Origin of the sequence: Pseudomonas sp. FSL R10-1339 (assembly GCF_009600545.1) — a bacterium.
GTDB classification, from domain to species: Bacteria; Pseudomonadota; Gammaproteobacteria; order Pseudomonadales; family Pseudomonadaceae; genus Aquipseudomonas; species Aquipseudomonas bubulae.
Genome location: NZ_WIVQ01000014.1, coordinates 1 through 12,113, shown reverse-complemented (window position 1 = coordinate 12,113; position 12,113 = coordinate 1). Strand labels below are relative to the sequence as shown.

Annotated in this window: 10 protein-coding genes; 3 read left to right on the top strand and 7 right to left on the bottom strand. The window is 53.4% G+C overall.

What is annotated here, in order from left to right:
* Nucleotides 1-82: 82 nt before the first annotated feature.
* From GHO03_RS06860 to hsdR, 7 genes are all read right to left on the bottom strand, one after another.
* The gene (locus GHO03_RS06860) at nucleotides 83-994 is read right to left on the bottom strand and encodes a restriction endonuclease (RefSeq protein ID WP_153399425.1); all 912 of its coding nucleotides are present in this window, start codon (nucleotides 992-994) and stop codon (nucleotides 83-85) included.
* A 28-nt stretch (nucleotides 995-1,022) separates the two neighbouring features.
* On the bottom strand, nucleotides 1,023-2,513 hold the full coding sequence (locus GHO03_RS06855) for a restriction endonuclease subunit S (RefSeq protein WP_153399423.1): 1,491 nt from the start codon (nucleotides 2,511-2,513) through the stop codon (nucleotides 1,023-1,025).
* Entirely contained in the window at nucleotides 2,506-4,056 is a 1,551-nt protein-coding gene (locus tag GHO03_RS06850; RefSeq protein WP_153399421.1) for an N-6 DNA methylase, read from the bottom strand. Before GHO03_RS06850 ends, GHO03_RS06855 begins: the two co-directional genes overlap by 8 nt.
* A 53-nt stretch (nucleotides 4,057-4,109) precedes the next feature.
* Nucleotides 4,110-4,796: a PP2C family serine/threonine-protein phosphatase gene (locus GHO03_RS06845; protein WP_153399419.1), complete on the bottom strand. Its 687-nt coding sequence runs from the start codon at nucleotides 4,794-4,796 to the stop codon at nucleotides 4,110-4,112.
* On the bottom strand, nucleotides 4,797-5,501 hold the full coding sequence (locus tag GHO03_RS06840; protein ID WP_095025883.1) for a hypothetical protein: 705 nt from the start codon (nucleotides 5,499-5,501) through the stop codon (nucleotides 4,797-4,799).
* A complete protein-coding gene (locus GHO03_RS06835; RefSeq protein ID WP_153399417.1) occupies nucleotides 5,498-6,142 on the bottom strand; it encodes a hypothetical protein in 645 nt (214 codons plus the stop codon). The genes GHO03_RS06840 and GHO03_RS06835 overlap by 4 nt, the downstream gene beginning before the upstream one ends.
* A gap of 78 nt (nucleotides 6,143-6,220) precedes the next feature.
* On the bottom strand, nucleotides 6,221-9,697 hold the full coding sequence (gene hsdR, locus GHO03_RS06830) for a type I restriction-modification system endonuclease (RefSeq protein ID WP_153399415.1): 3,477 nt from the start codon (nucleotides 9,695-9,697) through the stop codon (nucleotides 6,221-6,223).
* A gap of 688 nt (nucleotides 9,698-10,385) precedes the next feature.
* Between hsdR and GHO03_RS25100 the strand changes: the two genes are divergently transcribed.
* From GHO03_RS25100 to GHO03_RS06820, 3 genes are all read left to right on the top strand, one after another.
* Nucleotides 10,386-10,550, top strand: a complete 165-nt coding sequence (locus GHO03_RS25100; RefSeq protein ID WP_178110292.1) for a hypothetical protein — start codon at nucleotides 10,386-10,388, stop codon at nucleotides 10,548-10,550.
* A 28-nt stretch (nucleotides 10,551-10,578) separates the two neighbouring features.
* Complete coding sequence (locus tag GHO03_RS06825; RefSeq protein WP_153399413.1) at nucleotides 10,579-11,832, top strand: hypothetical protein; 1,254 nt, start codon at nucleotides 10,579-10,581, stop codon at nucleotides 11,830-11,832.
* 59 nt (nucleotides 11,833-11,891) lie between these two features.
* Nucleotides 11,892-12,113, top strand: a 222-nt coding sequence (locus GHO03_RS06820; RefSeq protein ID WP_153399411.1) for a transposase, incomplete at its 3' end; no start/stop codon positions are given.

Below are 12,113 nucleotides of genomic sequence, written 5' to 3'. Positions count from 1 at the left end.
AGGGGTTATGGTTTTCATGTTTGCCGTGGGCCTTAACCCGGCTTGAGGGAGCGAGTGCCGGCCCGTTCGAAGTATGAAGCCCTTAGTCTTCGATGAAGTAGTCGCTATCAAGCTGTTTTACTTCATAAATCAGCTTCACGTTGCAGCCCAGGTTGTTTTCGACCATCAGGCGGGCCAACTCAGGGCCATCAATCAGCACTACTTTTATATCCAGGCCCAATGCGGCATCGCGGGCACCGCTGGAAAAGTCAGAGGTGGTAATGAATACGCCCTTGCGGGCGCGTTGGCGGGTCAGAGCGCCGATGAACTTGTCGATCTCCGGACGGTGCACGGTATTAGTCCAGCGCTTGGCTTGCAGGTAGATCACGTCCAGGCCGAGCTTGTCTTCCTTGATAATTCCGTCGATGCCGTCATCGTTGGTTTGTTGCGTTGCGCGCCCTGCTTCCTTGCGTGAGCCGCCGTAGCCCATGGCGATCATCAGGTCGACCACCAGTTGCTCGAAAAAGGTCGGCGAGGCGGCCCGCACCTGAGCCAGCAGATCATCGGCCATTGATTGCGTCAGCGCCTGGTGTGCTGCTGCCAACTGCTCATCGGGGGTAGCTTGCTCGACCGGTTCGCTCTGCTGGGTGGGGGTAGTACTGTCGGCAGGATTTGTGGAATGAAACGCGGCGAACTCCGGATATTGCTTGAGCCAACTTACGGTAATGCGTGCCGGACCGTTATTCAGAGCCTCTCGTCCGCGCTCGGTAATTTGCACCATACCCTTTGCCGGAATGCTCAGCAGTCCGGCTTTGTTCAAGTAGGTGCGTGCCCAACCGACGCGGTTGTTAATCACCGTCTGCTTCCCGGAAGGCAGGCGCTCGCTGCGCTCTTCTTCGCTGAGCTGAAACTCATTGGCGATGCGTTCGCGCAAATCGCTCAACGGAATCGGAGTGCCGTCGGCAACGGTAGCCAATATCGGCCGCATAACGCTCTGAAAATCCGGGATGGGCATAAATGACTTCCTGTTCGATCGTCTAGGTTCAGGCCGATGTTTTGCGACTGCGTTTGGCTTTTGGCGCGGCGGCACGCTGGGCCTTGATGCGCTCCAGCAACACGCTGGCTGGTTCGTCGTTGGGGTCTTGCGGCACCAGTTCACCACGGAAGGCTTTGGCCAGGATGCTTTGGGTCAGGTGATCGATACGGTTTTTGGCCGAGGCGACATTTGCTTCCAGGTTATCTGCGAAGGCAAAGAGTTGTTCAACGCGGCGGACGATTTCGTTTTGCTCATCGGTTGGAGGAACTGGAATAAGCAGATTACTTACGTCGCCAACTCTGAGGTGCCTCACACCTGTGCCGACTGCAGTATCTTCAGATCTGGCTCTGAAGGCTGGATCCATTAATACATAGAGCAAGTACTCTGCAGAAATAGCGTCTGCTAATGGGCGAATCAACATCGTTCTTTGTCCTAGGCAAAGACGGGTATCTTTTGGAATAATTGCAGCCTCTCCCATCGGTGCTTCCCTCGTGAAAATGATGTCGCCAGTTTCGGGCGGGCATCTTCGAGACCATTGTAAGTAGGTGGGCTCATCAATAAATTTTAGCTCGGCCCACACAAATTTACCGTTACGTATGTTTGGCGTTCTTACGAGCGGAATACCAGACTCGGAGTAAGGTGCAGTTTTGTTGTGACAGTCAACAATCATTAGGACTGCGTCTTCGAGTTGAGCCGAGATCCAATTTTTTGGTATTTTAGGAATATGTAACAGCTTTATATCAGCTGTTAATCGTTTTAGAACTCGCCGACTTTCGTTGTGGTCTGAGTGTTCTAATGCCCACTGCTGCTTTCTAGTGTGGATGGAAGCTAATAGCTCAGCCCCTGTTTTTTTATCATCCATTTCATTTGATATGGTTTGGGTGCGCCAATCTTTCGTCAATTTTCCGGAAATGGCTGCGGTTAGGATGGATTGGCGGAAGCGTTTGAGCAAGGCGGGGATGGCATCGATGCGAGCTTTGAGGATGTCGACCTGTGTCAGTAGTTCATCGAGTTTTTGCACGATACGAGCTTGTTCAGCGAGTGGTGGGAGCCCTATTAAATGAGCCTTGATAACAGCCTGCGATATATTTGGCTGCGCGCCCCCTTTACCTTTCTCAATGAAAGCATTCTTTTCATTTTGCAGAAGTCGATACAGAAGTTCCTTTCCAATAAGACCTTCTATTGGCGCTCCAACTGCACAGGCTTGATTTGTTGCTGCATCGATACCAAGGATTGCTGTTTTACCAATCGTTGCTCCGTACATAGCTATAGCAACGGAACCAGCAGGGAATAACTTTGCACTAGAGCCTTCGAGTGCTGCTTCTGTAATGTACTCTTCGGCTGTCGTTACAAATCGGCCATTAAGTTCCCCACTTTTTATCCACGGGATTTTTCCGCCATAAAAGCTCGATTCACTGCGAGATGGAGTGCCCCCTGAACCCCAGTTCGCGACCTCACCTAAAGTTGTTTCAGTCCAACCATTTGGCAACTCACTCATTGCCTGCACCCTCAATCACCGCCAATCCCATCACCTCAGCCATCAACCGCCTCTGTGCTTCAACCTCATCCCCGGCCCCCAACGCCTTCATCAACTCTTCGAGCTCATGCAGTGCCTCGATCAGTTCGGCCATAGACTCTCCAGCCAGTACTTCCGGCGAAGGTAGGTCTGCGGCATCTAGGCTGCCAGCATCCTTGAGCCAACTGATATCCAGCGAATCACCGCGTTCGTTGCTGATGTAATCGCGGGTGAATACACGGAAGCGGCTTGCTTCTCCGATACCTTCAACATTCTCGGCACGCGGGCTATTGCCGTTGGCATCCTCGCCGAAGGCGTCCTCAAAAGGCTTGAGGTGTTGTGTCCCAAACGGTGTGCGTTTGCCAAAGCTGGGCATATTGCTGCGCAGGTCGTAGATCCATGTGCGCTGTGTGCAGCCATGCTCCTGGCGCGGGTTATCGGCTGTACCTTTTTGAAAGAACAGCACGTTGGTCTTTACGCCCTGTGCGTAGAAGATGCCTGTTGGCAGTCGCAGAATGGTATGCAGGTTGCACTTTTCCATCAGGTCGCGACGCACATCGGTGCCGACGCCGGCTTCGAACAATACGTTGTCTGGCAGTACCACAGCAGCTCGGCCGCCGGGTTTCAGGCCACGGTAAATATGTTGCAGGAAGGCCAACTGCTTGTTGCTGGTTTTGTAAGTCAGGTCATCACGGGTAGGGCCTCCGCCGCCTTTGGCTGTACCGAACGGCGGGTTGGAGAGAATTACGTCAACCTTGGGCAGGCTGGCTCCAGTTTGGCCGAGGGCGTTGCCCAAATGCACCACGCCTTCTTCATCACCTTCCATGCCGTGCAGCAGGGTGTTCATAAGCGCCAGGCGACGGGTGCCGGGCACCAATTCAATGCCCACAAAGGCACGGTTACGCTGAAAGGACCGGGCCTTGGCATCGAGATCGTAGTGGTCGTCGGTCTTGCTCTTGATATAGGCGTCGGCGGCAATCAAGAAACCAGCGGTACCCGCAGCAGGATCCTGAATGGTCTCACCCGGCAGGGGCTTGATGCAGTTGATGATGCTGTCGATCAACGGGCGCGGAGTGAAGTACTGCCCTGCACCGGATTTGGTTTCGCTGGCGTTCTTTTCCAGCAGGCCTTCGTAAAGATCGCCCAGGCCATCACGGCGAGCGCTGAACCAGTCGATACCGTCCAGGCTCTTGATCAGTTGCTCCAGATGGCGCGGTTCCTTCATGCGCGTTTGCGCGTCGGTATAAATGGCGGCTATCAGCGGGTCACTGTTCTTGCCCAGATCCAGCAGCATCTGCCGGTAGTAGTCGAGCAGGTTAAGGCCGGATTTGCCCGCCAGATCAGGCCAGCGCGCGCCTTCGGGCAACTTGTGGGTGAAGTTGTCGTTGTTCTGTACTTGCTCGTATTCCATTTTGATAAACAGCAGCAGTACCAGCTCGGTGACGTAGTCGCTGTAGTTGATGCCATCGTCGCGCAGTACGTCGCAAAGGTTCCAGAGTTTCTGGACGATGTCGGAGTTGGTCATGGGTAGCACTCTAATTTGATCAGGTTGTGAGTCGAACCGTGGAGGGGTTCGGCTCATCTAATAGGGGGTGTTGTAACGCTCAGGCAACTGATGTCGTCATCCGTGGGCGGTGCGAGCAGATTACCGGTGCGCAAAAAAGTCAGTTGTTCCGGGTGGCTCAGACAGGCCCAGAAGCCGTCGCTGGCCAGTAGCCAACGTTGGTTTGGAGCAGTAGGCCAGTGTTTGATCTCAGGTTTACTAGGGCGTCTGGCGCTGAAGCAGCGAGTCAGGTGGTGGCGTGATGTGTCCTGGGCAATCTCTGCATGTGTGAGGGTGCCTTGCCAATTAGCGAAACAATGCACGCTACTCAACCAATGGATACTGGCGGTTGGCTCAATCAGGCCAAGGCAACAGTCGCCTTCGTGAATGCTGAATGCAGCATCGTTGTGTAGGCATAGCACCAAGTAACTGCAAGCAGCGCGAGGGTATCCATCACGCAGCACCTGCTGGCTGGTGGCGATTATATGCAATAACGCCTCGGCTGTTTGCTCGGCGTTCAACTCTTGTGTCTGTGCGAGGGTGAAATCCGCTACCAGCTTTGCCAGCAAGGCATTGGCCAGTTCACCACTCAGCGGGTAGCTGCTGCTGCCGTCGGCGACCAGGTAAAGGCTGGCATTGGCTAACTCGACATGGGCGAAGGCATCCCGGTTGTCGGTTGTGAAGGTGCCGGGCTGGGACTGCCATTGCAGGGATGCTCGCATTTAGTCGGCTACCTGAGCGATATGGCGCAAACGCTGCCAGATGATCTGCTCACGTTCATCATCGCCACGTGCGGCGTCTTGTACCAGGTAGCCGAAATCGTTATGTCCCATTAGAGCTGCCAGCTTTTGGGCAAGATAAGTCCGCAGGTCTGGCGCGGCGGCGTCTACTTCTTGCAGCAGTTCTTCTCGCCCGTTCACCAGATTGAGAATGTCCTCAAGGTCTTGGCTGCCTAGAGGGTTTTGCTCCCCGCGCCCTGCATAGGCTTCTAGTTTGCTACCTAGAAAATAGGGGGGAGTGAACAGGCGAATGCGGCAGCCGTTCGGTAATTCGTGCCATTGTGCGCTGGCCAGGCCGTCAGTGAACCAGCGGTTATTACAGCCCAACAGGTCGGCGGTTTGCGCATCCTCGGGCATGAAGTCGACTTTCAGCTCGCCCAAGCGCATACGGCAGATCACCTCATCCTCAGATGACTGTGTGAAGCCTTTTTGCCTAAGCTGTTCAACTAACCTTTGCCAGCCAGCATATCCCGTCAAATGTACAACCAGGTCGACATCATCTGTGTAACGTACTTCTTCACGGCTAAATTCGTCGGTCAAAAGTAAGGCTGTGGTACAGCCGCCTACAAAGGCGACCTGTTGGCAGAGCTCTTGGCCGAGCGCCTGGGCAACCACTTCCAGCATCTGAATATTTTGTGTACGACTCATGATTGCAGAACCTTCTCACGCAAAATCTTGTTGGCCAGATTTGCTTCCCTGGCGTTGCCCAGTCGAATTGCATCTATAAGGGCCAAGTATTCATACAGGGAATGATCTTTCTTGACTGCGCCCGGTACTGTTTTGAACAGCGGGGTTACAGATTGACCCTTGCGATTGCCGTAGGCGTCTGGCCATACATGGATAAGGTCACCGCCGCTCATTAGTTTGCCCTGCAGCATTGGCGCGGAAAAGCTTGTAGGGATGCCCCGGACCATTTCTGCAGGTTTGGCTGGAAACACGTAGCGCAGGCCATGCTCGATAAAGCCCAGCAAGGCTTTGCTATTGACCCGAGGCAGCTGTGTATCGGGGTCTACACGTAATAGTCCGATGTATTGGCAGCGTTTCAGTGCGTAGGCAATTTCAGTTTTGCTAATTCCAAGTGAGGCTTGTAAAGCACGAACGGAATAGCTGTCCTTATGGACTGGAGGGTCTTGCTCTGAGTAATCCTCCCAACCACGCCATTGATCCGATAGATAGGCATCACCCTGCTTGATCAGTTCGGTCATTTCGCCTGCGAGCCTTTGCTGCTCGCGCTCACGCTGTTCAAGGCAGATCAATTTGATTAGCAGCAGAACATCTTGACTCTTCATCGCAGCCTCGGTTAATGACTGTCCTTTGTCCTAGGACTGAGGACAGTCTAAGCGCTTACGCATAGTGCGTGTCAATGCTTAGCTAGCGGCTTGCCACAGATTGTCATTCAAGGCGTCCAGCACCCGATCCAGGTTACCGCCAAGATTTCGGTTCAACCCTTTGAGGCCGCCATCGTTCCTGAAGGCATCATTCACTTGCTGCGGGTCTATGATCACTTCATGTACCAACTGTTTGGCCAATCGCTCGAGCCAGCGACGCTGCACGGGCGTCCAAGGTTGCATGGCATAGATTTTTTGCATGGCATGGTTCACCCGCTGCTCGAACGGGAGCAACGCTTCACCGATGGCGGCCTGGCGGATATAGCCGATGATGCTGGCGGCTATTTCCTGGTTGGTTTGGGAGCGCCAGGCGCTTTTCAGGCTGGCCTCGCTGAAGCCATTTTGGTCGAGGAGCAAGCGCACTTCACGAAGTTGCTCACGCGTCAGATCTTTAGGGCGGTTAACCACGACGCCAAGGGCTGCAGACTGGTTAAGTTGTTTGTGGATAAACTCATGAAAGCTTTCAAGGTAGTCCGCAGGTTTCTGGTTTTTGCCGTAGTTTTGCTCGCGAACCATCAACTCGTCGGTGTGTGTGGAAATTATCGGGTAATTTTCCGACCCGAGTAGAGCGCTGACGCTGGCCAGTTGGTTGATCAGTTGGCTGTGCTGGTTCACAAAGTTAGCGGCTTGCTGCGGACCGAGTGTATGCAGATGGCTGTGAAGTTTTGATGGTTCGACGCCCCAGCTATCCTGCAACTCATCCAACTTTTGCTTTAGGCTCGGTTTGCTCTCGGCTTTGTGCTGAGCCTTGCGCAGAATGCGCATAACGCGCTGACTCAGTTGGTCGAGTACATCGTGAGCGTGGCTGCTGTCTTGTTGGCTGCCGGGTGCATCGTGGCTGGCACTGTTGCTGAGTTCACTGACCAACTGCTCCAAGGAGACGTTGGGATTCTTGACCAGCGGTTTCATGGTGTCGACCGCTTCCAGGCTGGCGTAGAGATCGACAGGGTCATAGATGCGGAAAACGGTTTTGCCAATTTCGTCACAACGGCGGGTAGCACGGCCTTTCATCTGCTCATAGAGAATGCGCGAGCGAACGCGGCGCATAAACACCAGATTACAGATTTTCGGCACATCAATACCGGTGGTTAATAAGTCCACGGTAATAGCGATACTGGGGTGAGGTTCGTTCTTGTAGCAGCGAATCAGTTGTTCAACATTATCGCTTTGGCCCGTGATGATGCTCACTGTGGCTTCATTGTATCGCTCGCCATAAGCTTCTTTAAAAGCGGCATCAAGCAGGTTCTTCACCCGTTCTGCATGGGCTTGGTTGACACAGAAAATCAGTGTTTTCTCTTCGCCGTACGGGTCCAGCTCATTGGCCAACTCGTCGCAGATGACCTTGTCAAAAGCGGGTGTGATAACGCGACGGTTGAACGACTCGATATTGAAGGTCAGCTCGTCTTCCAGCTCCGCTACATCAACCTCGCCAGTCTGAGTGTTGATAACGCTGACCGACTCACCTTTTTCATAATGTATACCGTGCTGAGTGAGCTGGGTTTCATAGCGAATCGGTGGTTCGTGATCGATAAGCCAGTCGTCGGCAACGGCCTCCCGATAACTGTAGGTAAATACCGGTTTACCAAAAATTTCGCTGGTGTGCTTGGCTGGCGTGGCCGTAAGGCCAATACGGCAGGCATCGAAATAATCGAGTACGCGACGGTATTGCGAAAGGTATTGGCTGTGATCTCGTACGGTCAGCTCACCTTCGGTCATCTCTTGGTCGAGCGTGTAACCCCGGTGGGCTTCGTCGACGATGATGCAGTCGAATTCCCCTACGGGTGGAGGATTGTCCGAGCGGAAAATACGGCTGACCATCGCTTGTACGGTAGCCACCTGGACGCGGGTTTCCGCTTCTGCAGCCATATCGCCCAGTTTTTTGATGTCGTAGATCTGCCCCAGGGTGTGGTTTTGCTCAAGAGTGGTGTCGTTGAACGAGTCAATGGCCTGTTGGCCGAGGGTACTGCGGTCGACCAGAAACAAAATGCGCTTGAAGCGTTCAGCCTTGAGGAAGCGGTACATAAGACCAATGATGGTGCGGGTTTTACCTGTGCCCGTGGCCATGGCCAACAAGCAGTCGCGCTGGCTGTTAGCCAGTGCTTGCTCTACGGACTGGATAGCTTTCTCTTGGTAGTCACGTAACTTGAGGTAAGTAAAACCCTCTTCTTCTAGCTTGGCCTCAGCTTGCGCCTGGCTACGTTTGAGCAGGTCGAGCAGATCCTTTGGCGTGTGGAAGTCCGAAAGCGGCCGGCGGATATTGGCAGGGCTGCGCAGGTCGCGGAACCAGGTACCGGACTGTTCTGCGAGCTGTTTGATAAAGGGGCGGCCGTTACAGGCGAATGCAAAGGGCACGCGGAAGTGACTGCCTTTGCCATCGCTCCAAGGCTGCGTTTCGCCAGCTTGCAGCCAAGGTTGCAGGTGCTCGGCGCAGTGTTTGAACTCGCGGGCATAGCGCTCAGCCTGTGGAATACGATCAGCAATATTGATGCGTTTACGTTTGGCTTCGACGATGGCTATGGGTGTAAGTCCGGCGAACAGCACGTAATCGGCACAAGCTTTTGGGCTGCTTGTAGGCCACTCGGCGATCGCCTTGTTTTTGCCTTTCTCGGGGCGTGCGCCTTTGCTGTAAGTGAGGTCCAGGGAATCTGCGTCCCAACCAGCATCGATCAACTGCTGGTCGATCAAAATGCGGGTGAGGTCTTCCGTGAGATCAAAGCTGCTGCTGGCCTGCTGGGTTTTTTTGGCCACCTGCTTACTAGCCAACGGCTGTGCGGCCAATTGCTGCTGCAGTGCTTTGAGGCTTTTTTCATGCTCGGCGCGCATCTTTTGCAGAGCGTCTTCGTGCTCTGCGGCTAACTGCTTATGGCTACGCGCCTCGGCGTCCATCTGCCCGGCGAGCACAGCATATTCCTCTGCCTCACGCTTGAGCAGCTCAGCGAGCTGTTGGTTACTCTCCAACTGCTGGTTGGATTCGTTGAGTTGTGCCTTGAACTGTTCGATCTGGTTTTGCAGGTCGCGTAACGAGGTGCTGGGGTCGCTTGGAGTGACGAAAGGACCAGGCTTGAAGGTGTTGGCATTATTGCTGAAAGATTGGTGATACCAAATGGCCAAAGCGCGACCGACCCTTAGCCCGTCCATTGCTTCACGGTGTTGGGTACGAAACCCGTGAATGGCTCTATTTCCTTCAATCCGTAATGTATGAAACAAACTGTGAATATTTTGATCCAGTTGAATCTCACGGCTGAGCTTGTAAAGCAGGTCGGACTGGCTGGTGTTGGTATCAAATACAATGCCGGAGCGACTGGCCAAGTCTTGAGCCAGGGCTTCGCCGAGTTGGCGCAGTTTGATCAGCGTGGTGTTTGGATCGCTGGCAAATGCCTGCTCGGCCGTGCTCGCAAGCTGCAGGAATACGGGGTCGTGCTCTTGGAGAAAGGCGAAGTTACTGCTGGCTGCCATGATCGATCCTTCGGTTTTGTATCCAGTCAGGGTGTGAAGCGTTTCTTTATTATGCGTAAGTTACCGTAGCTTAACCAAGGGATGCAGGGTTTTGTGATGGCACTGTGCTATTTGTGGGCTGGTACGAGTTTCAATCCAGGCTTTTTTTGTTGTGTTGTACGCTTCATCCCGCAATAATTTACGCAACAACTAACCCTCACGACCGGTATGGCTTGACCATTTGGTTGGAGGGGGAGAAAGCCGGCGTTAGCCGGTTTTTTCGTATTTGAAGTTTGAAAAAGTCTGGGGGCGCCAGAGTCAGCCTCCCTGCGCTAGCATCTAACTATGCTGTCCTCTCCCTTGATCAAGGGTTTTGTCGCGAAATGTATCAAATCCGTTGTCGTGTCTACTGACTCTGTGTCGTCCCAGCTCCGATACCATACGGCTGTGTGTAAGGTACATAGCGTTCGGGCCGATCTGGTCGAAGGCAACTACGCAGTCAACGATTTGGAGGCTTTAAGTTATCGATGCCGACGAGTTTAATCGACCATATCGTGACTGCAATTGCTCTCCTGATTGGCACTTTGGTCTTGAAGAAAACACGTCGCCAGTTTCGACGTGGAGCGGTAATGGCCTGCTAGGTAACCTGAGTGCTCAACCCATGGAGCAAGCTCAGTAACTTTGGCTCTCCACATTCAGGAGTAAGACCATGTCGAAGAAACCAACCGGTGCGCAGCCGTCCCCCCAGCAACGCGCTCAAAACAATCACCGTTCTGATTCGTTGAACTCCAACGGAGGTACCAGCGGTTCGAACAACACTAACTCCCAGGTCCACGGCAACCGGGGCAAACACCTGAATCCTAACCAGCAGTAAGCGACACGGGCTTTGAGGGGGAAAGACTATGGAAAGACAATACACATCACCTACCTTGGGCGAGGTCGTAAAGTACGCGGTAGCGGCTTCCGGTGTTATGCCCCGCAAAGCCCATGATCGTCATGATCTAACTGAGTTCGATCAAGGTATGGCCAAGACTTATCAAAAGCGCATGCAGCGACTGGCAAAGGAAGACTGCCATTTGCAAAGTGCTTTGGGTGATATTGCACAGCTGCTGACGAACTCGCTGGGTCGCTACGTTCGCTGTCCATTTCGGGCCAATCAAATCCGTGAGCTGCTTAATGAGCTTTATGCGTCTTACGCCTCCATGATCAAGCAAATGGGCACGTTCATGACGAAGAGCGATACAGCGCGTTACTTTCTGACGACCTATGCCATCGAAATAGCCGTTCGATCTGCAGCTCGCACCTGGGTTTTATTGCAAGGTTATATCTATGCTGCTCCACAGCCTCAGGAGCCGTGTTGGTATCTGCCATCAGGCATCGATGGAGAAAACTCAACGCCTCTCAGCAAGGTAATGGCTTGGGCCTATGCATCATGCGGTTGTAGCCTTGCTTCGTTCCATGATCCTGTCGGGGTAAAAGACGAGTCAGGCCTGTACGAACGTAATGAAAGAGCTGCAAGAAGCTGGAAGGCCGGCAGGCACCTGCCATCACTGCCAGCGCTGGTAAAAAATCTTGAGGAGTCCTTCCTCGCGCAAGCATCCGTTGGACAGCCAGTCGAGCAACGTCTCCAGGATGGCATCGTGACCTGTGCAGCCATCGCCCGGATCACTACCTGTATTGCACAGGATATCCAAGAGGCCATGGGCAAGGATTATCTGAAAGAAGTCTTGAGCCAGATACATCTCTATTCCGGGTGGATGGTTATGGAGGTCAATGAGTACATGGGTATTTTGAACCAGTGCCTGAACGAACAAAGCTCCCACAGTGAAATAAACACCCAGGGCGAAGAAAGTTTTAGGTTTGAAAGTCAAGCACAGGCCAATGCTAAGAAGCGAGTTGTGCTGGGGCTCAACATGGCACCTGCTTTTTGGGAGCGCTTTGAAGGCAAACGCCAAAATGCTCAAGACCTACTGCTACAGCATCGAGACGCCAATGGTTATGTCCCTGTTGAGGTTGTTCAGTGGATAGAGAGGCGTTACGGTCCGTTTGCAGCCCGGATTAGTTCTGATGTGATCTCCCGCAGGAAACTGGACAAGCCCTCTCAGTTTGATCGTTACCTGCAACAGGGCTTGGCGATGAGAAATGGCCCGGGTTGAATCGCCCCTAGTTTCGTAGACATCTCCAAGCCTTAAAATGAGGCCCATTAGGAGGTGCCATGAGCAACCAGCGATATCCCGAAGAATTCAAAATCCAGGCGGTCAAACAAGCGACCGAAAAGAAGCTTCCTGTCTCGGAGGTGGCTGCACGATTGGGTGTGTCCGTGCACAGCCTCTATGCCTGGGTTAAGCGCTACACCAAGTCCCAGGAACAGCGCGTTGAGGAGGATGATCAGAGCGCTGAGGTTCGTCGTCTACGGGCCGAGCTGAAACGGGTGACG

Bases quoted from the DNA above. Each gene is read 5' to 3' on its own strand.
- GHO03_RS06860 (WP_153399425.1), bottom strand. From the start codon at position 994: ATGCCCATCCCGGATTTTCAGAGCGTTATGCGGCCGATATTGGCTACC.
- GHO03_RS06855 (WP_153399423.1), bottom strand. From the start codon at position 2,513: ATGAGTGAGTTGCCAAATGGTTGGACTGAAACAACTTTAGGTGAGGTC.
- GHO03_RS06850 (WP_153399421.1), bottom strand. From the start codon at position 4,056: ATGACCAACTCCGACATCGTCCAGAAACTCTGGAACCTTTGCGACGTA.
- GHO03_RS06845 (WP_153399419.1), bottom strand. From the start codon at position 4,796: ATGCGAGCATCCCTGCAATGGCAGTCCCAGCCCGGCACCTTCACAACC.
- GHO03_RS06840 (WP_095025883.1), bottom strand. From the start codon at position 5,501: ATGAGTCGTACACAAAATATTCAGATGCTGGAAGTGGTTGCCCAGGCG.
- GHO03_RS06835 (WP_153399417.1), bottom strand. From the start codon at position 6,142: ATGAAGAGTCAAGATGTTCTGCTGCTAATCAAATTGATCTGCCTTGAA.
- hsdR (WP_153399415.1), bottom strand. From the start codon at position 9,697: ATGGCAGCCAGCAGTAACTTCGCCTTTCTCCAAGAGCACGACCCCGTA.
- GHO03_RS25100 (WP_178110292.1), top strand. From the start codon at position 10,386: ATGTCGAAGAAACCAACCGGTGCGCAGCCGTCCCCCCAGCAACGCGCT.
- GHO03_RS06825 (WP_153399413.1), top strand. From the start codon at position 10,579: ATGGAAAGACAATACACATCACCTACCTTGGGCGAGGTCGTAAAGTAC.